At 52.6% G+C, this 20,169-nt stretch carries 19 protein-coding genes and 5 tRNA genes; 6 read left to right on the top strand and 18 right to left on the bottom strand.

What is annotated here, in order from left to right:
* The 3 genes from pheA (at position 1) to E2F51_RS01820 (ending at position 3,065) form a co-directional block, all read left to right on the top strand.
* A complete protein-coding gene (pheA, locus tag E2F51_RS01810) occupies positions 1-1,161 on the top strand; it encodes a bifunctional chorismate mutase/prephenate dehydratase (RefSeq protein WP_053143930.1) in 1,161 nt (386 codons plus the stop codon).
* A gap of 132 nt (positions 1,162-1,293) precedes the next feature.
* Complete coding sequence (locus tag E2F51_RS01815) at positions 1,294-2,346, top strand: ABC transporter substrate-binding protein (protein WP_134822597.1); 1,053 nt, start codon at positions 1,294-1,296, stop codon at positions 2,344-2,346.
* Complete coding sequence (locus E2F51_RS01820; RefSeq protein WP_134822598.1) at positions 2,346-3,065, top strand: substrate-binding domain-containing protein; 720 nt, start codon at positions 2,346-2,348, stop codon at positions 3,063-3,065. Before E2F51_RS01815 ends, E2F51_RS01820 begins: the two co-directional genes overlap by 1 nt.
* A 33-nt stretch (positions 3,066-3,098) precedes the next feature.
* On the opposite strand, the gene tyrA is transcribed toward E2F51_RS01820, so the two are convergent.
* A complete protein-coding gene (gene tyrA, locus E2F51_RS01825; protein ID WP_134822599.1) occupies positions 3,099-4,220 on the bottom strand; it encodes a bifunctional chorismate mutase/prephenate dehydrogenase in 1,122 nt (373 codons plus the stop codon).
* A gap of 2 nt (positions 4,221-4,222) precedes the next feature.
* Complete coding sequence (locus E2F51_RS01830) at positions 4,223-5,302, bottom strand: 3-deoxy-7-phosphoheptulonate synthase (RefSeq protein WP_134822600.1); 1,080 nt, start codon at positions 5,300-5,302, stop codon at positions 4,223-4,225.
* Between the two features lie 383 nt (positions 5,303-5,685).
* On the opposite strand from E2F51_RS01830, the gene E2F51_RS01835 reads away from it, so the two are divergent.
* Positions 5,686-6,201: a GNAT family N-acetyltransferase gene (locus E2F51_RS01835; RefSeq protein ID WP_134822601.1), complete on the top strand. Its 516-nt coding sequence runs from the start codon at positions 5,686-5,688 to the stop codon at positions 6,199-6,201.
* A 61-nt stretch (positions 6,202-6,262) separates the two neighbouring features.
* On the opposite strand, the gene rplS is transcribed toward E2F51_RS01835, so the two are convergent.
* The 5 genes from rplS to ffh all read right to left on the bottom strand — a co-directional run bounded on the left by rplS (position 6,263) and on the right by ffh (position 9,790).
* Positions 6,263-6,625: a 50S ribosomal protein L19 gene (gene rplS, locus E2F51_RS01840; protein WP_013203485.1), complete on the bottom strand. Its 363-nt coding sequence runs from the start codon at positions 6,623-6,625 to the stop codon at positions 6,263-6,265.
* Positions 6,626-6,703: 78 nt separating this feature from the next.
* Complete coding sequence (gene trmD, locus E2F51_RS01845; protein WP_013203486.1) at positions 6,704-7,459, bottom strand: tRNA (guanosine(37)-N1)-methyltransferase TrmD; 756 nt, start codon at positions 7,457-7,459, stop codon at positions 6,704-6,706.
* Positions 7,460-7,476: 17 nt separating this feature from the next.
* Positions 7,477-8,025, bottom strand: coding sequence for a ribosome maturation factor RimM (rimM, locus tag E2F51_RS01850; protein ID WP_041692103.1), 549 nt, complete (start codon positions 8,023-8,025; stop codon positions 7,477-7,479).
* Between the two features lie 18 nt (positions 8,026-8,043).
* Positions 8,044-8,292 carry a 30S ribosomal protein S16 gene (gene rpsP, locus E2F51_RS01855; RefSeq protein ID WP_013203488.1) on the bottom strand — a complete coding sequence of 83 codons (249 nt, stop codon included), beginning with the start codon at positions 8,290-8,292 and terminating at the stop codon, positions 8,044-8,046.
* A 136-nt stretch (positions 8,293-8,428) separates the two neighbouring features.
* Positions 8,429-9,790 (bottom strand): signal recognition particle protein, encoded by a 1,362-nt coding sequence (gene ffh / locus E2F51_RS01860; RefSeq protein WP_013203489.1) that lies wholly within the window; start codon positions 9,788-9,790, stop codon positions 8,429-8,431.
* A gap of 164 nt (positions 9,791-9,954) precedes the next feature.
* Here ffh and E2F51_RS01865 point away from each other — a divergent pair, with 164 nt between their 5' ends.
* Both E2F51_RS01865 and E2F51_RS01870 read left to right on the top strand, forming a co-directional pair.
* Positions 9,955-10,746, top strand: coding sequence for an inner membrane protein YpjD (locus tag E2F51_RS01865; RefSeq protein WP_134822602.1), 792 nt, complete (start codon positions 9,955-9,957; stop codon positions 10,744-10,746).
* Positions 10,747-10,771: 25 nt separating this feature from the next.
* Complete coding sequence (locus E2F51_RS01870; protein WP_041692104.1) at positions 10,772-12,058, top strand: HlyC/CorC family transporter; 1,287 nt, start codon at positions 10,772-10,774, stop codon at positions 12,056-12,058.
* Between the two features lie 85 nt (positions 12,059-12,143).
* Here the strand turns inward: E2F51_RS01870 and luxS are convergent, their stop codons facing one another.
* From luxS to alaS, 11 genes are all read right to left on the bottom strand, one after another.
* Positions 12,144-12,659 carry an S-ribosylhomocysteine lyase gene (gene luxS, locus E2F51_RS01875; protein ID WP_013203492.1) on the bottom strand — a complete coding sequence of 172 codons (516 nt, stop codon included), beginning with the start codon at positions 12,657-12,659 and terminating at the stop codon, positions 12,144-12,146.
* Positions 12,660-12,812: 153 nt separating this feature from the next.
* A complete protein-coding gene (gene gshA / locus E2F51_RS01880) occupies positions 12,813-14,414 on the bottom strand; it encodes a glutamate--cysteine ligase (protein WP_134822603.1) in 1,602 nt (533 codons plus the stop codon).
* A gap of 31 nt (positions 14,415-14,445) precedes the next feature.
* Positions 14,446-14,874 (bottom strand): YqaA family protein, encoded by a 429-nt coding sequence (locus tag E2F51_RS01885; RefSeq protein WP_041692106.1) that lies wholly within the window; start codon positions 14,872-14,874, stop codon positions 14,446-14,448.
* Positions 14,871-15,437, bottom strand: coding sequence for a fructose-1-phosphate/6-phosphogluconate phosphatase (gene yqaB, locus E2F51_RS01890; protein ID WP_134822604.1), 567 nt, complete (start codon positions 15,435-15,437; stop codon positions 14,871-14,873). The genes E2F51_RS01885 and yqaB overlap by 4 nt, the downstream gene beginning before the upstream one ends.
* A gap of 450 nt (positions 15,438-15,887) precedes the next feature.
* A tRNA-Arg gene (locus E2F51_RS01895) sits at positions 15,888-15,964 on the bottom strand.
* Between the two features lie 136 nt (positions 15,965-16,100).
* A tRNA-Arg gene (locus tag E2F51_RS01900) sits at positions 16,101-16,177 on the bottom strand.
* A gap of 93 nt (positions 16,178-16,270) precedes the next feature.
* Positions 16,271-16,347: transfer RNA gene (locus E2F51_RS01905), tRNA-Arg, on the bottom strand.
* A 108-nt stretch (positions 16,348-16,455) separates the two neighbouring features.
* Positions 16,456-16,532, bottom strand: a tRNA-Arg gene (locus E2F51_RS01910).
* Between the two features lie 3 nt (positions 16,533-16,535).
* Positions 16,536-16,628: transfer RNA gene (locus tag E2F51_RS01915), tRNA-Ser, on the bottom strand.
* A 405-nt stretch (positions 16,629-17,033) separates the two neighbouring features.
* Positions 17,034-17,219, bottom strand: coding sequence for a carbon storage regulator CsrA (gene csrA, locus E2F51_RS01920; RefSeq protein ID WP_004155916.1), 186 nt, complete (start codon positions 17,217-17,219; stop codon positions 17,034-17,036).
* Positions 17,220-17,464: 245 nt separating this feature from the next.
* Positions 17,465-20,092, bottom strand: a complete 2,628-nt coding sequence (gene alaS / locus E2F51_RS01925; RefSeq protein WP_134822605.1) for an alanine--tRNA ligase — start codon at positions 20,090-20,092, stop codon at positions 17,465-17,467.
* Between the last annotated feature and the right edge of the window lie 77 nt (positions 20,093-20,169).

Consider the following 20,169-nt stretch of genomic DNA (forward strand, 5'->3'; position numbering starts at 1 on the left):
ATGACCCCTGAGAATCCCCTGCTCGGCCTGCGCGATAAAATCAGCGCGCTGGATGAACAACTGCTGAATATGCTTGCTCAACGCCGGGCGCTGGCGATTGAGGTTGCAACGGCGAAGATGGCAACACATCGCCCTATCCGCGACATCGACCGCGAGCGAGACCTGCTTGAGCATCTGATTACCCTTGGCAAAGGCCACAAGCTGGACGCGCATTACATCACGCGTCTGTTTCAGCTGATTATCGAAGACTCGGTGCTGACGCAGCAAGCCCTGCTGCAAAAGCACCTCAATAAGACCACGGCTCAATCCGCACGCGTTGCCTTCCTCGGCCCGAAAGGTTCTTACTCCCATCTGGCTGCACGCAACTACGCCGCGCGCCATTTCGAGACGTTTATCGAAAGCGGCTGTCTGAAATTCCAGGACATCTTTAATCAGGTCGAAACCGGCCAGGCGGACTATGCGGTATTGCCGATTGAAAATACCAGCTCCGGCTCGATCAACGATGTCTATGACCTGCTACAGCTGACCAGCCTTTCAATTGTCGGCGAGATGACCATTCCGATCGATCACTGCGTACTGGTCAACGGCAGCACCGATCTGCAACAAATCGAGACGGTTTACAGTCATCCTCAGCCTTTCCAGCAGTGTAGCCAGTTCATTAATCGCTATCCGCACTGGAAAATTGAGTACACCGAAAGCACGGCTGCCGCAATGGAAAAAGTCGCCGCAATGAACTCGCCTAAAGTTGCCGCCATTGGCAGCGAAGCAGGCGGAGATCTTTATGGGCTGCAGGTACTGGAACGTAACCTGGCGAATCAGAAGCAAAATATCACCCGCTTCATTATCCTCGCCCGCAAACCGGTAGAAGTGACGCCGCAGGTTCCCGCTAAAACCACGCTGATTATGGCAACCGGCCAGCAAGCGGGTGCGCTGGTAGAAGCCCTGCTGGTTCTGCGTCAGCACAACCTGGTGATGAGTAAGCTGGAATCCCGTCCCATCAACGGCAATCCATGGGAAGAGATGTTTTATATCGATTTCCAGGGCAACCTGCGTTCCGATGAGGTTCAGCAGGCATTGAAAGAGCTGACGCCGATTACCCGTTCCCTGAAAGTGCTGGGTTGCTACCCGAGCGAAAACGTTATCCCGGTTGAACCTGAATAAGCTTTAACGCCTTCCAGGCATCGGCCATCTCAACCCCGGCCGATGCCTCCTCGACTTGTTTGCGCAGAATCATTGTCTCCTTTCGACCTAACGCTATATTATGCTTTATATAACGTTACTCAGGGAATCACCATGTTGCGCGCCTTCAAGACTGCTGCTTTTACCACCCTACTCGTCCTTGCTCCTTTTTGCTCCCAGGCTGCCCGTCAGGTCACCGATCAGTTAGGCCGGCAGATCACCATCCCGGATCGTGTCGATCGCGTGGTGGTTCTGCAGCATCAGACGCTGAATCTGTTAGTCCAGCTCGACGCGACCAATACCATGGTTGGCATTCTGGGTAACTGGAAACAACAGTTAGGAGACGGCTATCAGCGTCTGGTCCCGCAGCTGGCCACCATTCCTGCGCTGGGCGATCTGACGCATGTTGACGTGGAGAAATTGGTCGCACTGCATCCGCAGGTAGTTTTTGTCACCAACTACGCCCCAAAAGAGATGATCGACCAGATCCAAAACCTTGGCATTGCGGTGATTGCGATTTCACTGCGTAGCGGTGATGAGAAACAGCAAGGTGAACTGAACCCTCAGTTACAGAACGAAGATCAGGCTTATAACCGGGGCCTGAAGGACGGGATCAGATTGATCGGTGAGGTGGTAAACCATCAGCCACAGGCCGAAGCGCTGATTAAAGCGACCTTTGACGAGCGCCAGCAAACGGCGGATCGACTGAAAGACATTCCTGCCGAACGGCGGATCCGCGCTTATATGGCCAATCCGGATCTGACGACTTATGGTTCCGGAAAATACACCGGGTTGATGATGGCACATGCCGGTGCGTTGAACGTCGCGGCAGCCACGGTCAAAGGCTTCAAGCAGGTCTCGATGGAGCAAATCATCGCCTGGAACCCGCAGGTGATCTTTGTACAGGACCGTTACCCAAAAGTGATCGATGAGATCAATCAGCAGCCAGCCTGGCAAGCCGTAGATGCGGTAAAAAATCACCGCGTTTATCTGATGCCTGATTATGCAAAGGCCTGGGGTTATCCAATGCCGGAAGCGCTGGCACTGGGCGAACTGTGGATGGCGAAGAAGCTGTATCCTGAAAAATTCAGCGATGTCGATATGCAGAAAAGAGCCGACAGCTGGTATCAACGTTTCTACCGTACTCACTACGTTGGCGGTAATTGATGTGCAGCATAACGGTCTTAGCGGCCGGCAGCCTGCGGGTGGTCTGGCCCAGATTAATGACGGCATTCGAACGGGAAAGTGGCATCAGCGTGACGACTGATTTTGGTCCTGCTGGCCTGCTGTTGCAACGCATCGAACAGGGCGAAGCCTGCGATCTGTTTGCGTCAGCCAACTCAGCCCATCCTCAGACTTTGGTTGAGAAAGGACAGGCAATCCATACCGCCCTGTTTACCCACAATCAACTCTGTCTGAGCGTTACCGCTACGCTGGCTGAACAAGGTCGTGACTGGTTAGATCTGTTGCGGGATCCGCACTTGCGCCTGGCAACGTCCACGCCATTAAGCGATCCGTCAGGCGATTATACCTGGCAGCTTTTTGATCGTATTGACGCGACGCATCCCGGAGAAGGCAGGGCGTTAAAGCAGCGAGCGATGCCACTGGTTGGTGGCCCGCAAAGCACAGCCATCCCGGCCGGAGAACTGGCTGCGAGCTGGTTACTGAATACCAAACAGGCTGAGATGTTTATTGGCTATCAGAGCTACGCGCCATTGCTGAAAGAGAAGGGAAACCTGGTGACGCTATCCATTCCCGCGCCCTGGCAAATCACGGCTGATTATGCTTTTGCCGTGTGTCAGGAGCGTGCGCAACCACTGGCAGCATTTCTACTGTCAGCCAGGGCTCAGCAGATATTTAAGGATGCGGGTTTTTGCAGTGAATAGAAAAAGGCCGTTTCCGGCCTTTTAATGGAGAGATTACGGTCGGCTGTCATTCGCCTGGCGTAGCAGCGTACGGCTTTCCAGCATGAAGCGTTGGGCATAATCGCCAAACCAGTGCTCCACTTTGCGGAAGCTGGTAATAAACGCCTGCTTATCACCCTGCTCCAGCAGCTTGATAGCTTCACCGAATCGCTGGTAGTAACGTTTAATCAGCGCCAGATTGTTCTCGGACGACATAATGATGTCCGCATACAACTGTGGGTCCTGAGCAAACAGCCTGCCCACCATCGCCAACTCCAGCCGGTAGATTGGCGAGGAGAGCGCCAGCAGCTGTTCGAGCTGCACATTCTCTTCGGCCAGATGTAAGCCATAAGCGAAGGTTGCGAAGTGACGCAGCGCCTGAATAAAGGCCATGTTCTGATCGTGTTCCACCGCGCTGATGCGGTGTAGACGCGCGCCCCACACCTGAATCTGTTCCAGCAGCCATTGATAGGCCTCTGGCTGACGGCCATCGCACCAAACCACTAACTGTTTCGCCAGGCTTCCACTGTCCGGACCAAACATCGGGTGCAGGCCTAAAACCGGGCCGCTGTGCGCCGCCAACATCGCCTGCAACGGACTGTTTTTTACCGATGCCAGATCGACCAGAATACAGTCGTCAGGCAATGGCGGCAGCCCGGCAATCACCTGCTCGGTCAGGTGGATCGGTACGCTGATGATCACCATTCCGGCATCAGACAGCATACTCTCAGCCTGTTCCCAGTCTTCTTTATCAAGGATCTTCACCTGATAGCCGGACAGCGTGAGCATCTTTTCAAACAGACGCCCCATCTGCCCTCTGCCACCGACAATCACCACCGGGCGCAGATCGGGATTCAGCGTTTTAAAGCCTTTATCATTTTCGCTGGTGTAGGATTCACGCATCACCCGACGAAGAATATCTTCGATCAGGTCAGGCGGGACACCGAGCAACTCAGCTTCTTTGCGGCGTGAAGCCAGCATTGAGGCTTCACGCTCTGGAACATAAATCGGTAATCCATAACGGCTCTTTACCTCGCCGACTTCAGCGACGAGGTGCAGACGTTTGGCCAGCAGATCGAGCAGCGCTTTATCAACTTCATCAATTTGATCGCGTAGCGCGGTCAGTTCAGCCACCATAATTAATCCTCTTGCGACAGACGCGCCGCCAGCACTCCGTTCAGGTCCTGATGAATTTCACGCAGCAAGGTTTCCGTGGTTTCCCAGTTGATGCAGGCATCAGTAACGGAAACGCCGTAGCGCATATCGCTGCGCGGTTGCTCGGAAGACTGGTTGCCTTCGTGAATATTGCTTTCCAGCATCAGGCCCATAATTGAACGGTTGCCGTCTTTGATCTGCGCTACCGCAGATTCAGCCACGCCGGACTGACGACGAAAATCTTTGTTAGAATTGCCATGGCTGCAATCTATCATCAAGGAAGGACGGAGTCCCGCCTGACGCATCTCTTTTTCACACTGCGCGACATCTTCCGGGCCGTAGTTCGGGCTTTTGCCGCCACGCAGGATCACATGACCATCCGGATTGCCCTGGGTCTGCAACAGGCACACCTGGCCACTCTGATTGATGCCGACAAAACGGTGAGGCATTGATGCCGCACGCATGGCGTTGATCGCCGTGCCCAGGCTGCCGTCAGTGCCATTTTTAAAGCCAACCGGCATGGATAAGCCCGATGCCATTTCGCGGTGAGTCTGAGATTCTGTGGTACGCGCACCAATTGCTGACCAGCTGAACAGATCGCCAAGGTATTGCGGGCTGTTAGGATCCAGCGCTTCGGTCGCCAGCGGCAGGCCCATTTCAACCAGGTCCAACAACAGACGGCGAGCAATGTGCAGACCGGCTTCCATATCGAAAGAGTTATCCATGTACGGATCGTTGATTAAACCTTTCCAGCCAACGGTCGTACGAGGTTTTTCAAAATAGACACGCATAACGATGTACAACTCATCCTTCAGTTGCTCGGAGAGACCTTTCAGCTGACGAGCATATTCCAACGCGGCTTCAGTATCGTGAATTGAGCAAGGGCCACAAACCACCAACAAACGGTGATCTTTGCCGCTGGTGATATCGGCAATGGTCTGGCGGGAAGCGGTGATTTGCGCTTCCAGCGCTGCATTCAGCGGGAACTGTTTTTTTAACTCTTCTGGCGTGATCAGAATCTGTTCGCCAGCGATATGGACATTATTAAGCGCGTCTTTTTGCATGATGGTCATCCTGTTTCTCTCGATATGCGTAGGTCAGCCCTCTATGGGGTGATTGATAATGTATCATATGCGATACAAAACTCAATCCACGCATGTACACTTTTATTACCACAACCAATCACCCTTTGAACTTATTTAAATAAGTCTATATAAATCATATCTATAAATAACCTAGTGCACCCCTAACCCACAAATCATATGTACACTTAACTTTACACTGATATGTGAAATTTCCCCTGTTTTATTCGTGCCATCCCGTTCACTCTAGGTTTTCTGCACGTCCATAAAGGGCACGGGCAGACATAAGATTCGTTCGTGAATGTTGAAATGATAACCTATGATGAAGATAACTAAGGATTAATCCCGCTAAAGGAGAGCCTGCAATGAAAATCCAGCTTCGCCCCTACCGTGATGAAGATGCTCCCGCATTCTCTCAGGCCGTGAATGATTCAATGGATACGTTACGTCCCTGGTTACTGTGGGCGCACTCAGGATTCACTGAAGCCGAAGCCCGCCAGTGGTTCGCCATCTCTCATCTGCTTCGGGATAAAGGGGAAGCCAATGAACTGGGCCTGTTCGCAGAAGACGGGCGCTTGCTGGGTGGCGCAGGGTTACGCTACTCCAGAGATCAGCAGAATCATTGTTCCATCGGCTACTGGGTGCGTAGCAGTGAACAGCGTCAGGGGATTGCGAGCTCCGCGGTGCAGTATCTGGTCGATCTCGCCTGGCAAAGTCCGGAAAGAGAGATTGTGGAGATCCTGGCCGTTGAAGAGAATCTGGCCAGCCGGGGTGTGGCGCTAAAGTGTGGCGCGGAGTTTATCGGCATTAAATACGGTTTGATCGTGCTGGACAGCGGTCCGGTGAACACCGCCATCTACCATTTTCACCGACAGCAGTGAGGCAAATTTCAGGCACAAAAAAAGGGGCCGCCTTTCGGTCAGCCCCTTGTTCGCTATTAACTTAAGAAGTTGCTTTAGCGCCCAAACGTTCTTTGATACGTGCAGACTTACCAGTACGCTCACGCAGATAGTACAGTTTAGCCTGACGCACGGCGCCACGACGTTTCACAGCAATGCTGTCGATAACCGGTGAGTGAGTCTGGAATACACGCTCAACACCTTCGCCGTTAGAAATTTTACGAACAGTGAATGCAGAGTGCAGACCGCGGTTACGAATAGCGATAACCACGCCCTCGAATGCCTGCAGACGTTTCTTAGAACCTTCAACGACCCATACTTTCACTTCCACGGAATCACCCGGACGGAATGAAGGTACGTCCTGTTTCATCTGCTCTTGTTCAATTTGCTTAATAATGTTGCTCATAATTAAATCTCTTATCCTGGGTAAACTGATATTCAGGCGCGCGGCGATTGCCGTGCATGCCCATCATCGTTATGTTGCTTAGCGAAGCTCCTTTTGGAACTCCTTCAGCAACTTTGCTTGCTCTTCAGTCAGAGCCAGGTTTTCCAGAAGTTCAGGTCTTCTTAGCCAGGTACGGCCCAACGACTGTTTCAGGCGCCAACGGCGAATTTCAGCATGGTTGCCCGACAGCAGAACTGGCGGAACCTCCATCCCTTCTAACACTTCAGGTCGGGTGTAGTGTGGGCAATCCAGCAAACCGTTAGAGAACGAATCTTCATCGGCTGACGCCTGCTTACCCAGTACGCCTGGAATAAACCGGGCAACTGAATCAATCAACGTCATTGCGGGTAGCTCCCCACCACTGAGTACGTAATCGCCAATCGACCATTCTTCATCGATTTCGGTTTTGATTACGCGCTCATCAATCCCTTCATAACGACCACATACCAGAATCAGTTTCTGGTTGGTCGCCAGCTCGCAAACCCCATCTTGATCGAGTTTGCGACCCTGAGGTGAAAGATAAATCACCTTAGCGCCTTCTCCTGCCGCCGCTTTTGCTGCGTGGATGGCATCCCGTAAGGGTTGAACCATCATTAGCATCCCCGGTCCGCCGCCGAATGGACGTTCGTCCACGGTGCGGTGCCGGTCATGAGCGAAGTCACGAGGACTCCAGCTCTGGATGCTGAGCAGGCCATTTTTTACTGCCCGGCCAGTTACTCCGTAATCGGTAATCGCGCTGAACATCTCTGGGAACAGGCTGATAACGCCAATCCACAGCGATGAAGCTGGTGCCATACCGTCTTGTCCGGAGCTCAAAAACCAGGATCCCAATCTACTTCAATGGTGCCGGTAGTGAGATCGACATTCTTGATAACCTGTCCATCAAGGAACGGAATTAACCGCTCCTTCGCACCGAATGCATCCTTCAGGTTTGCCTGTACGACGAGAACGTCGTTCGAACCGGTTTCCATCAACTCAGTGACTTTACCCAGCTCATAACCTTCAGTGGTGACTACCTGGCAACCTATAAGGTCTTTCCAGTAGTAATCGCCGCCGTCCAGTTCCGGCAACTGCTCTGAGTCCACGACAATTTCGCAATTCGTCAGCAGACCGGCAGTATCACGATCGTCAATGCCTTTGACTTTGATGATCATGTCCTGATTGTGGCGCTTCCAGCCTTCCAGCTCGACAAGCTGCCATTGACCCGCACGTTGGATAAACCACGGCTGATAGTCAAAAATGCTTTCGGCATCTTCGGTGGAGGAAAACACTTTGAGCCAACCACGGATACCGTAGGCTGATCCCATCTTCCCCAGAATTAACGGGTTAGCTGGAGACCGCGCGGCGAGTTGCTTGCTCATGTTGACCACCGTGACAGATTAAGCTGCTTTCTTAGCTTCTTTGACCAGCGCACCAACGCGGTCAGAAACAGTAGCGCCCTGGCCAACCCAGTGCTCAATGCGGTCCAGATCCAGACGCAGTGCTTCAGCCTGACCAGATGCGATCGGGTTGAAGAAACCAACGCGCTCGATGAAGCGACCGTTGCGAGCATTACGGCTGTCAGTGACGACTACCTGATAGAACGGACGCTTTTTAGCGCCGTGACGTGCCAAACGAATTGTTACCATAACATCCTCTTGAGTTAATAAAACACACGGGCCCCATTGAGGGAACGGGGCCCGAATGCAATATAAAAAGCCCGAAAATTTTACTCATTTTGGCGCAAAAAGCAATCTAATTCGCCATCCTGTCTTTTCGGCTGATTTAGCGGCCCGGGAAGCCCGGCGGCATCATACCTTTCATGCCGCGCATCATCTTCGCCATACCGCCCTTTTTCATCTTCTTCATCATGCGCTGCATGTCGTCAAACTGCTTCAATAAGCGGTTAACGTCCTGCACCTGCATACCTGAACCGGTTGCAATGCGGCGCTTGCGGGAACCTTTGATGATCTCCGGCTTTTCGCGCTCTTTACGCGTCATGGAGTTGATCATCGATTCCATGCGCACCAGCACTTTATCGTCCATCTGCGACTTCACGTTATCAGGCAGTTGCCCCATGCCCGGCAGTTTGCCCATCAGGCTGGCCATGCCACCCATGTTACGCATCTGCTTGAGCTGATCGAGGAAGTCGTTCAGATCGAAGCCGTCACCCTTCTTGAGCTTGCTGGCCAGCTTTTCAGCCTGAGCACGGTCAACTTTGCTTTCGATATCTTCAATCAGCGACAGCACATCGCCCATTCCAAGGATACGGGAAGCAATACGTTCCGGGTAGAACGGCTCCAGAGCGTCGGTTTTTTCACCCACACCCATAAATTTAATCGGTTTGCCGGTGATTTGACGGATAGACAGGGCAGCACCGCCACGGGCATCACCGTCCACCTTGGTCAGGATCACACCGGTCAACGGCAGCGCTTCGTTAAACGCTTTCGCTGTATTGGCGGCATCCTGCCCGGTCATCGCATCGACCACAAACAGGGTTTCTACCGGGTTAATCGCGGCGTGAACCTGTTTGATTTCGTCCATCATCGCTTCGTCTACGTGTAAACGACCGGCGGTATCCACCAGCAGTACGTCGTAGAACTTCAGCTTAGCCTGCTGTAACGCATTCTTAACGATATCAACCGGCTTCTGGCTCAGATCGGATGGGCAGAAATCAACGCCAACCTGTTCAGCCAGGGTTTCCAACTGTTTGATCGCCGCCGGGCGATAAACGTCGGCAGAGACGACCAGCACTTTCTTTTTGTGCTTTTCGCGCAGGAATTTACCCAGCTTACCGACACTGGTGGTTTTACCCGCACCCTGCAGGCCAGCCATCAGCACCACGGCAGGAGGCTGCGCCGCCAGGTTAAGCGTGTTATTTTCTGCGCCCATCGCCGCGACCAGTTCACTCTGAACGATCTTGACGAACTCCTGACCTGGGGTCAGGCTTTTATTTACATCCTGACCTACCGCCCGCTCTTTTACGCGGTTGATAAAGTCACGCACCACCGGCAGCGCAACGTCCGCCTCAAGTAACGCCATGCGAACTTCGCGCAGCGTGTCCTTAATGTTGTCTTCGGTCAGCCGTCCACGGCCACTGATATTGCGCAGGGATTGCGACAATCTGTCGGTTAAATTATCAAACATCGTCTCTCGCTCAACGTAATGAGAGGTCGCCAGGCGACACAATGGGACGGATTATAACATGAAGCCGCTGCGATCTCAGCCATCTGCGTTGAGATCGTTTGGAGCCAGCAGCCGCTGACGCTATACTGATTTTTTTCTCATCTGGCTGGTACCTGACAACACCTATGTCCGTTTTTGCGATCCTGGCGCTACTCGCCTACTCCTTCAGCCTTGCTTTGATTATTCCCAGCCTGCTGCGCAAGCAAAGTGGATGGCGTCGCCTGGCGGTAATCTCAGCTGTAATCGCGCTGATTTGCCACGCTGTCGCGCTCGAACAGCGTATTTTTGCCATCGACGGCGGCCAGAATCTTAGCCTGCTGAATATTGGCTCACTGGTCAGCCTGCTGATTTGCGCGATCATGACCATCGTCGCTTCACGCAATCGTGGCTGGATGCTGCTGCCGATTGTGTACAGCTTTGCGTTGATCAACCTGGCCTTTGCCACGTTTGTGCCCAACGCCTTTATCACCCACCTCGAAACCACACCGGGGATGATGGTGCATATCGGTCTGGCACTGTTTGCATATGCTACGCTGATCATTGCCGCACTCTATGCCTTACAACTGGCGTGGATCGACTATCTGCTGAAAAACAAGAAGCTGGCCTTTAACAGTGATATCCCGCCGTTGATGACCATTGAGCGCAAGATGTTCCACATCACTCAGGTTGGCGTGGTGCTTCTGACGCTGGTGCTTTGCACCGGCTTGTTTTACATGCACGATCTTTTCAGTCGCGAGAATGTTGACAAAGCCGTGCTGTCGATTCTTGCCTGGTTCGTCTATATCGTTTTGCTTTGGGGTCATTATCACGAAGGCTGGCGCGGTCGCCGCGTAGCCTGGTTCAACTGCGGCGGGGCTTTTCTGCTGACCATGGCGTACTTCGGTAGCCGGATGTTGCAGCACTTCCTGTCCTCATGACCCTCCACTACAAGGAATTCCTTCGTTGGAACATGTTTCAACCACCACGTTAATTATCACTCTGGTCATCATGATTTTTGTCTCCGCCTACTTCTCAGGTTCCGAGACGGGGATGATGACCCTCAATCGCTATAAGCTTCGCCATCTGGCTAAAAACGGTAACCGTGCCGCTCGTCGTGTTGAAAAACTGCTGCGTCGTCCTGACCGCCTGATCAGCCTGGTGCTGATTGGCAATAACCTGGTGAATATTCTGGCCTCCGCGCTGGCCACCATCGTCGGCATGCGGCTATATGGCGATGCGGGTGTGGCCATCGCCACCGGGATCCTGACGTTTGCAGTACTGGTGTTCTCTGAAGTTCTGCCAAAAACCATTGCTGCGCTCTATCCGGAAAAAGTCGCTTTCCCCAGCAGCTTCCTGCTCGGCCCGTTACAGATCGTGATGATGCCGCTGGTGTGGTTGCTGAACACCATTACGCGCCTGCTGATGAGCATGGTGGGCATCAGAAGCGATGGGGCTATCAGCGGCGCATTAAGCAAAGACGAGCTGCGTACCATCGTGCATGAGTCGCGCTCACTGATGTCCCGTCGCAATCAGGACATGCTGCTGTCAGTGCTGGATCTGGAAAAAGTGAACGTCGATGACATCATGGTGCCCCGCAATGAGATTGCCGGCATTAATATCAATGATGACTGGAAATCGATTGTTCGCCAGCTGACCCACTCTCCTCATGGCCGCATCGTGCTGTACCGTGACTCACTTGATGACACCATCAGCATGCTGCGCGTGCGCGAAGCCTATCGGCTGATGACCGAGAAGAAAGAGTTCACCAAGGAAGTCATGCTGCGCGCTGCGGACGAAATTTATTACGTTCCTGAAGGCACTCCGCTGAACGTGCAGCTGGTTAAATTCCAGCGCAATAAGAAGAAGGTTGGCCTGGTGGTGGATGAGTATGGCGATATCAAAGGGCTGGTGACCATCGAAGACATTCTTGAAGAGATTGTCGGCGACTTCACCACCTCGATGTCCCCTACTCTGGCGGAAGAAGTGGTACCGCAGAATGACGGTTCAGTGCTGGTTGAAGGCAGTGCCAACATCCGTGAGCTGAACAAAGCCTTTAACTGGACGTTACCAGAAGATGAAGCCCGTACGGTGAACGGCATGATCCTTGAAGAGATACAGGATATTCCGTTACCTAACACCCGGGTAAAAGTGGGCAACTATGCGATTGATATTCTTGATGTTCAGGAGAATATGATTAAGCAGGTACGTATCATACCGAAGAAATCGTTGAAAGAGTCAGTCGGATCGTAAAAGGCGGGCGGTAAAAAAGGGCGGGAAATTTTCCGCCCTGTTCAGAAGGTAAGACGTTGGGGCAAGCTCACTTGCCCCGGACAAACTAGATGTGCAGTTCCTGCAGTTTGTCTTTCGGCAGCGCCAGTTCGTCGTTATGGTTCACGCGAATGTCGTTGTCGATAATGTGACGTGCAATATCCTGCGCTTCATCTAAAGAGTGCATCTCAAACGTGCCGCACTGATATTCGTTCAGTTCAGGGATTTTGCGCTGGTCGGTGACTTTCAGCACGTCCTGCATTGCCCCTTTCCAGGCTTTTGCCACACGCTGCTCATCAGGTGTACCAATCAGGCTCATGTAGAAGCCGGTACGGCAACCCATTGGGGAGATATCAATGATCTCCACGCCATCACCGTTCAGGTGGTTACGCATGAAGCCAGCAAACAGGTGCTCCAGCGTGTGGATCCCGCGCTCAGGCATCACTTCTTTGTTTGGCTTGCAGAAACGCAGGTCGAAAACGGTAATGGTATCGCCATGAGGAGTGTTCATGGTCTTAGCTACACGAACCGCAGGTGCCGCCATAATCGTATGATCGACAGTAAAGCTATCCAGCAATGGCATATTGTTACCTCAACTAATGAATTTATTTTCGAATCAGTGAAACTTTCTCTGTCGTGCCCGGTCTGAATATATGAAAGACGCGCAATTTTGTTATCATCATCCCTGACAACAGAGATGTTATTTTGGCCACAGCAATGTGGCCATTTTCTTTTCTTAACTGCGACTCTTTAAGAAGTCTTCAAAGTTAAGCGTATCACTTTCTTCGATTTCCTGCTGACTCGCATTTGAGCGAACAGCTTCCTGCTCAAAATCAGACTCACTCAAAATTTCCAACGACTCTTCAGCCAGCTGATGGCGATACTGTTCCGCCAGGGCCAGCCCCGTGCCGTCAATGCCGTTATCTTTCAGGGCATTCAGGAAACGTGCTGAATAGGTCAAATCCGGATCGTCGAAAGAAGCAACCAGACGGTCACACACTTCCTGATACAAATGATTTCCCTGCTGGCTATCCAGTGTTTCAGCCACGCGACGCAGATCTTTGAACAGCGTTTTGCCCACTTCTGCCAGCGGATGCTGCGCTTCACCACAACCCATGCCCAACATTAAGCCAGGCTTACGTCCTTCAAGGATCACGCGGTTCCAGTTGGTCCGGGTGCACAGCAGCTCGTCACTGCTCATCTCCGGCGCATCGGCCAGCGTACACCAAATCAGGAACAGATCCAGGAAGCGGACCTGATTCTCATCGACGCCAATGGCTGAGAACGGGTTGATATCCAGTGAACGGACTTCGATATACTCAATCCCACCACGCAGCAGCGCGTCAGACGGGTTCTCGCCGGAACGCGTGACGCGTTTAGGACGGATTGGCGCATAAAGCTCGTTTTCAATCTGCAGCACGTTGGTGTTCAGCTGCAACCAGTTACCCTGCTCGTCCTTAATGCCCATCTCGCCATACTCTTTCGACGGCGTTTTAATCGCCGCTTTCAGAGCCTTCACATAATCGGGCAGATTATTGAAGGTGATGCCCAGACCGTTCTGAGATTTGTTGGTATAACCGAGGTCGCTCAGACGTAATGAGGTGGCATAAGGCAGATACAGCATGCCCTTTTCCGTTTTCTCGAACGGCAACTTAGTCTCTTTTCCCTGCAGGAACGAAGAGCAGATCGCCGGAGATGCGCCGAACAGATAAGGAATGACCCAGCCAAAACGGTAGTAGTTACGGATCAGGCGCAGATAGCCTTCGGAGATCGCGTCCTGCCCGCTCTTCTCATCCTTACCTTCTCCCCATGCCTGCCAGAAAGAGAGCGGCAGCGAGAAGTTGTAATGGACGCCGGAAATAACCTGCATCAGCGAACCGTAGCGGTTTTTTAAGCCTTCACGGTAGAGCGTTTTCATCTTACCGATGTTGGAGCTGCCGTACTGAGCCAGTTCGATATTCTGACTGTCTTCAATCAGGCACGGCATGCTCATTGGCCACATACGCTCTTCGCCTAAATCGCGGGAGGTATGACGGTGGATATCCCGTAAAAAGGCCAACAGTTTGTCGATATCGCCTTCTACCGGCGTAATGAATTCGAGCAGCGTTTCCGCAAAATCCGTGGTGATCCACTTGTGCGTTAACGCCGAGCCAAGAGATTTTGGGTGGCCGGTGGTCGCCAGATGACCATCTGGTCTGACGCGCAGCGTTTCGCGTTCAATACCGCGACCAATACCTTTTAATGCGTCAGGATGAGCTTCCAGCCAGGAAAGCGCCTGTGATACGTCCGGGATCAAATTGACCTCCCGCTCGGAGAAAAACTTATTATTGTTAAGCATAATGTTAACCGTAGCGCCGATTATTCGCGAATCAATGCCACCAATCCATGCCCTGTAGTGTTGCGTACGCCAACGCTATGTAACGCAAGGTCTTACCCACGGCGAGAAAAAACACCATCGGCAGCCAGGCAAAACGTAGCCAGCCAGCGAGAACGCATAGCAGGTCGCCAATCACTGGCAACCAACTCAATAGCAGCGCAGCAGGCCCCAAACGGTGCAGCCACGCCGTTGCTGTGTTATGCCATCGCCCCTGCTGTTTTAACGGCAGCCAGCGACCAATGATAATATTTGTCAGACCGCCTAGCGTGTTACCAAGTGCTGCGGTTGCAACAATGCCACTCACTGAAACCTTTCCTGCTATCAGCAAGCCCGCCAGTAACACTTCTGAACTGCCGGGCAGTAAGGTTGCACTGAGAAAGCTGCTGGCGAACATCGACCCGTAAGCGAGCCAGTCACTCACAGCAAACGTACATCGACGAAGTCCATTCCTGCGGCCTGAGCTGCCTGAATGCCAAAATCTGCGTCTTCAAACACCACGCAACGTGATGGGACCACCTTCATCAACTCTGCGCAGCGCACAAAGGTTTCTGGCTCGGGTTTGTGGCGGGTGACGTCATCGGCCCCCACAATCACATCGAAGTACTCACGTAGCCCCAGATGCTGCAGCAAGGCTTCTGCCATCGCATGTTCGCTACCGGTCCCTACCGCCATCGGACGACGCCCTTTATAGGCTTTCACCACCTCAATCAGCGGCAGTGGACGCACGGTATCAAAGAGCATCTCTTTTAGCGCCACGGTTTTTTCTTCCGCCAGCTTAAAAGGGTCCAGCGTACTTTGATGACTGGCGATGATCACTTCAGCAATACGCCAGGTCGGTGAGCCATTCAGGCCAATCACCGAGCGTTCATCAAAGTGCAAGCCATGACGTGCCAGAACGTCATGCCAGGCCTTACGATGCGTTGGCTCCGTGTCCAAAATGGTGCCATCCATATCGAATATCAACCCTGCATAACTGTCGTACATTCTGCTCTCTCCATCCTTGATCAAGTGAACAATTACTTTAGCGTAAAGCGGTGCACTTGTCGCTGTTGGCATGGATCCGCAAATGCCTTGATTTACATAGGGATTTTCATTATCAGAATTTGGCGTGAGAATAAGCTCAGAGGGTTCTAAACAGGAGTAGACATGTTTTTTACAGGGTAATCAGAGGGTTAATATTATGAGGGTGGTGAATTGTTGTGAAGAGGAGATGTTGTGCGGAACGGTAATCATCCTTTGTGCTGGCTTCAATCACAGGTAACTTTGCCAAACCGGAGGAGCTGTAAGACTTGGGGAATATGGTGCATCCAGGAGGATTATTCGGCTTCGCCTCACCCTTACGGGCCGTTGCTGAAGCAACGTTATCCTCCCTGGTGCTGGCTTCAATCACAGGTAACTTTGCCAAACCGGAGGAGCTGTAAAACTTGCAAAATATGGTGCATCCAGGAGGATTCGAACCTCCGACCGCTCGGTTCGTAGCCGAGTACTCTATCCAGCTGAGCTATGGATGCATTGGGAAATGCGGTAATGCTGAGGGGTAATGCGATGATACCATCAAGTGCGCTGGCTGAATTGTTGAGAGAGACAACTCAGTCGACTACAAAGACCGTAAAATCTGAATTCTGGCGCTGCCAGAATTGCAAAATATGGTGCATCCAGGAGGATTCGAACCTCCGACCGCTCGGTTCGTAGCCGAGTACTCTATCCAGCTGAGCTATGGATGCATCGGAAAAGCTAAGGGGAGATAACGCGACAAACCTGAGGTGATACAGAAGAAACTAATTGCCATTCGAAGGAACGCTTTCACTTCTCAGAAATGGTGCATCCAGGAGGATTCGAACCTCCGACCGCTCGGTTCGTAGCCGAGTACTCTATCCAGCTGAGCTATGGATGCATGACATATTCTGGTATAACGCAGGGTGCTAACGACTCACCGTGATACAAGCTGCTAACAAGTATCGTACTACACACAAAAAAGTTTCGTTCAAACTCTCTCGTAAAATGGTGCATCCAGGAGGATTCGAACCTCCGACCGCTCGGTTCGTAGCCGAGTACTCTATCCAGCTGAGCTATGGATGCAAATGGCGGTGAGGCGGGGATTCGAACCCCGGATGCAGCTTTTGACCGCATACTCCCTTAGCAGGGGAGCGCCTTCAGCCTCTCGGCCACCTCACCAGTACGCACTCTTGCGAGTTGTGCTTCAGAACTTGATAACTGCTCATCGGCACTGCGTGGCGCACATATTACTTTGGCGGACTTATAAGTCAAACAATTTTTCCCCCTACGTGTTTGATTGCACAATTCGCAGGCAATACGAGTGTTTTGGCGACAAAAAGATTGAAATATCAACAATAATACCCCGGCGATAATGCAATAAGCTCAGCGCAAGAAAATACGATTGAGGGAAGATTTTGGGCCACGACAGCCAAAACAGGGCAATCGAAAGCGGTATTGAGGCAGAAACAGTGAACAGTTCAGGGCAACAGAGAAAGCGGAACGGGGGATTTAAGACAGAAGAATGGCAGGGATGAGGAAAAAAACCGGTAGCGCCTCGCTAAGCGTAGCGAGACGCCGGATCCGTTAGTAACTCGTTTGCTGAGTTTTTTCGGCCTGAATACGCTGATAGATCTCTTCGCGATGGACAGACACTTCTTTAGGGGCGTTCACACCGATGCGAACCTGGTTCCCTTTCACACCCAGCACCGTTACAGTCACCTCATCGCCAATCATGAGGGTTTCACCAACTCGACGAGTTAGAATAAGCATTCTTTGCTCCTTGAAAGATTAAAAGAGTCGGGTTAACTGTCGCCCGGCATTATCCATCGTATAACGCTAAATATAGACTATGACAAATACACCACAAGTGCACCATCATACCAATACATTCTGCTGATACTTAGTTTAGCCGAAATACCCTTCGCTAACCTGACTTTGTGTTTTTTAAGAGTGCACCCATCAGTAAGCGCCATGGAGTGACTCCACAGCGCCTTCTGCGCGCATTTTTTATTTTGTTACAGCTTTGCAGCGACCCACGACTCAACGCCTGCCAGTGCCGCAGGCAGCGCCTGAGCATCGGTGCCACCCGCCTGAGCCATATCAGGACGACCACCACCTTTACCGCCAACCTGCTGAGCCAGTTCGCCCACCAGTTCGCCGGCTTTAACCCGATCGGTCAGATCTTTCGTTACCCCGGCAATCAGGGAGACTTTCCCATCCGCCACGGTCGCCAGCACGATGATCGCTGACTTGAGCTGATTTTTCAGCTCGTCGACCATCGTACGCAGCATCTTCGGCTCAACGTTGCTCAATTCACTGACCAGCAACCTGGTGCCTTTAATTTGAATCGCTTTACTGCTCAGGGACGCACTCTCCTGCGCCGCCTGCTGATCCTTAAGCTGCTGCAGCTCCCTTTCCAGGCCACGTACGTGATCAATCATCGCACGTACCTTTTCGTTCAGGTTGCTGTTGTTGGCTTTAATCAGATGGGCAATCTCCTGCAACTGCTCGCTCTGGGCATACATCAGGCCCAACGCGCCTTCACCGGTTACTGCCTCAATACGACGCACGCCGGCTGCCGTACCCGACTCAGACAGAATGCGGAACAGGCCGATATCACCGGTACGGCTGGCGTGGGTACCGCCACAAAGTTCCGTGGAGAAGTCACCCATGCTCAGCACACGCACGTGATCGTCATACTTCTCACCGAACAGCGCCATCGCACCATGGGATTTGGCGGCTTCCAGCTCCATGATATTGGTTTCAATGGCCAGATTGCGACGAACCTGGGCATTAACAATCTCTTCAACCTGGCGAATTTCTTCTGGCTTCATCGCTTCAAAATGCGAGAAATCAAAACGCAGGTATTTGTCGTTAACCAGAGAGCCTTTCTGCGCCACATGATGACCCAGAACCTGACGTAATGCAGCATGTAACAGGTGCGTAGCAGAGTGATTCAGACGAATGCGGTCACGACGTGCCTGGTCAACCTGCGCAGACAGACGATCGCCAATGCGGATTTGACCGGCGGCCAGCGTGCCAGTATGACCAATCGCCTGACCGTATTTTTGCGTGTCGTTAACGGTAAAGGTGGCTGCATCGCCTTTCAGCTCGCCGGTATCGCCAACCTGGCCACCCGATTCGCCATAGAATGGCGTCTCATCCAGCACAATCACCCCTTCCTGCCCTGCCACAATCTCTGTCGCCGGTTTGCCGTCGACAAAAATAGCGGTCACGGTGGAGTTCAGTTCAAGCTGCTCGTAGCCTTTGAAGGCAGACGCGGCATCAATCTGGATCACTTTGCTGTAATCAGCGCCGAAGCCACTGGCCTCACGCGCACGTTGACGCTGCTGCTCCATGGCTTTCTCGAAGCCAGCCTCATCAATCTTCAGATTTCTTTCACGGCAAACGTCAGCCGTCAGGTCAGCCGGGAAGCCGAAGGTGTCATACAGACGGAAGACGGTTTCGCCATCCAGCGTATCGCCCTGCAATTTCTCCAGCTCTTCATCCAGCAGCGCCAGACCACGCTCCAGCGTTTTAGCAAACTGCTCTTCTTCTGTTTTCAGGATCTGCTCAACCTGAGACTGCTGGCTTGCCAGCTCTTCGCCCGCGGAACCCATCACAGAAATCAACGGCCCAACGAGTTTCCAGAAGAAGCTGCCCTGCGCGCCCAGCATGTTGCCATGACGGACAGCACGACGAATGATGCGGCGCAGCACGTAGCCACGGTTCTCATTCGAAGGGATAACCCCGTCAGCAATCAGGAAGGCACAAGAACGAATATGATCGGCAATCACGCGCAGGGATTTGCTGGTCAAATCCGTGGCGCCCGTCACCTCAGCAACCGACGCGATCAGCCTGGCGAACAGGTCGATTTCGTAGTTAGAATTAACGTGCTGCAGAACGGCAGTAATACGCTCCAGGCCCATGCCGGTATCGACAGATGGCTTAGGCAACGGCAGCATGGTTCCGTCTGGCTGACGGTTGAACTGCATAAAGACGATGTTCCAGATCTCGATAAAGCGATCGCCATCTTCTTCCGGGCTACCCGGAGGGCCACCCCAGATGTGATCGCCATGGTCGAAGAAGATCTCGGAGCACGGGCCGCAAGGACCGGTATCGCCCATCTGCCAGAAGTTATCGGAGGCATACGCGCCGCCCTTATTATCACCGATGCGGATAATGCGCTCACGCGGCACGCCCACTTCTTTTTCCCAGATGTCGAAGGCTTCGTCATCGGTCTCGTAAACGGTGACCCACAGTTTCTCTTTCGGCAGGTTAAACCACTGCGCGCCGGTCAACAGTTCCCACGCAAAGCCAATGGCCTCGCGCTTGAAATAGTCGCCGAAGCTGAAGTTACCCAGCATTTCAAAGAAAGTGTGGTGACGGGCGGTATAGCCCACGTTTTCCAGGTCGTTATGCTTGCCACCCGCGCGCACGCAGCGCTGAGAGGTGGTGGCGCGGGAATAGTTGCGCTTATCCTGACCGAGGAAAACATCTTTAAACTGGTTCATCCCGGCGTTAGTGAACAACAACGTCGGATCGTTGTTTGGGACGAGGGAGCTACTGGCTACAACCTGATGTCCCTTGCTTTGGAAAAAGTCGAGAAACGCCTGGCGAATCTCCGCAGTGCTCTTGCTCATAATTGTCCCTGAATCACGCTAAAGACTGTTTCGTGAGTCTTACCTCGCCAGAAAGCGTTAGTCTTCGCTGGCAACTC

This window comes from Erwinia sp. QL-Z3 (assembly GCF_004551645.1).
Classification (GTDB): domain Bacteria; phylum Pseudomonadota; class Gammaproteobacteria; order Enterobacterales; family Enterobacteriaceae; genus Erwinia; species Erwinia billingiae.

What these genes read in the sequence shown, in the direction of transcription:
- rimM (WP_041692103.1), bottom strand. Translation starts at nt 8,025, where the DNA reads ATGAGCAAGCAACTCGCCGCGCGGTCTCCAGCTAACCCGTTAATTCTG.
- E2F51_RS01865 (WP_134822602.1), top strand. Translation starts at nt 9,955, where the DNA reads ATGTCCGTTTTTGCGATCCTGGCGCTACTCGCCTACTCCTTCAGCCTT.
- pheA (WP_053143930.1), top strand. Translation starts at nt 1, where the DNA reads ATGACCCCTGAGAATCCCCTGCTCGGCCTGCGCGATAAAATCAGCGCG.
- E2F51_RS01820 (WP_134822598.1), top strand. Translation starts at nt 2,346, where the DNA reads ATGTGCAGCATAACGGTCTTAGCGGCCGGCAGCCTGCGGGTGGTCTGG.
- ffh (WP_013203489.1), bottom strand. Translation starts at nt 9,790, where the DNA reads ATGTTTGATAATTTAACCGACAGATTGTCGCAATCCCTGCGCAATATC.
- tyrA (WP_134822599.1), bottom strand. Translation starts at nt 4,220, where the DNA reads ATGGTGGCTGAACTGACCGCGCTACGCGATCAAATTGATGAAGTTGAT.
- csrA (WP_004155916.1), bottom strand. Translation starts at nt 17,219, where the DNA reads ATGCTTATTCTAACTCGTCGAGTTGGTGAAACCCTCATGATTGGCGAT.
- E2F51_RS01815 (WP_134822597.1), top strand. Translation starts at nt 1,294, where the DNA reads ATGTTGCGCGCCTTCAAGACTGCTGCTTTTACCACCCTACTCGTCCTT.
- alaS (WP_134822605.1), bottom strand. Translation starts at nt 20,092, where the DNA reads ATGAGCAAGAGCACTGCGGAGATTCGCCAGGCGTTTCTCGACTTTTTC.
- rplS (WP_013203485.1), bottom strand. Translation starts at nt 6,625, where the DNA reads ATGAGCAACATTATTAAGCAAATTGAACAAGAGCAGATGAAACAGGAC.
- E2F51_RS01835 (WP_134822601.1), top strand. Translation starts at nt 5,686, where the DNA reads ATGAAAATCCAGCTTCGCCCCTACCGTGATGAAGATGCTCCCGCATTC.
- gshA (WP_134822603.1), bottom strand. Translation starts at nt 14,414, where the DNA reads ATGCTTAACAATAATAAGTTTTTCTCCGAGCGGGAGGTCAATTTGATC.
- rpsP (WP_013203488.1), bottom strand. Translation starts at nt 8,292, where the DNA reads ATGGTAACAATTCGTTTGGCACGTCACGGCGCTAAAAAGCGTCCGTTC.
- luxS (WP_013203492.1), bottom strand. Translation starts at nt 12,659, where the DNA reads ATGCCATTGCTGGATAGCTTTACTGTCGATCATACGATTATGGCGGCA.
- E2F51_RS01830 (WP_134822600.1), bottom strand. Translation starts at nt 5,302, where the DNA reads ATGCAAAAAGACGCGCTTAATAATGTCCATATCGCTGGCGAACAGATT.
- trmD (WP_013203486.1), bottom strand. Translation starts at nt 7,459, where the DNA reads ATGGCACCAGCTTCATCGCTGTGGATTGGCGTTATCAGCCTGTTCCCA.
- yqaB (WP_134822604.1), bottom strand. Translation starts at nt 15,437, where the DNA reads ATGTACGACAGTTATGCAGGGTTGATATTCGATATGGATGGCACCATT.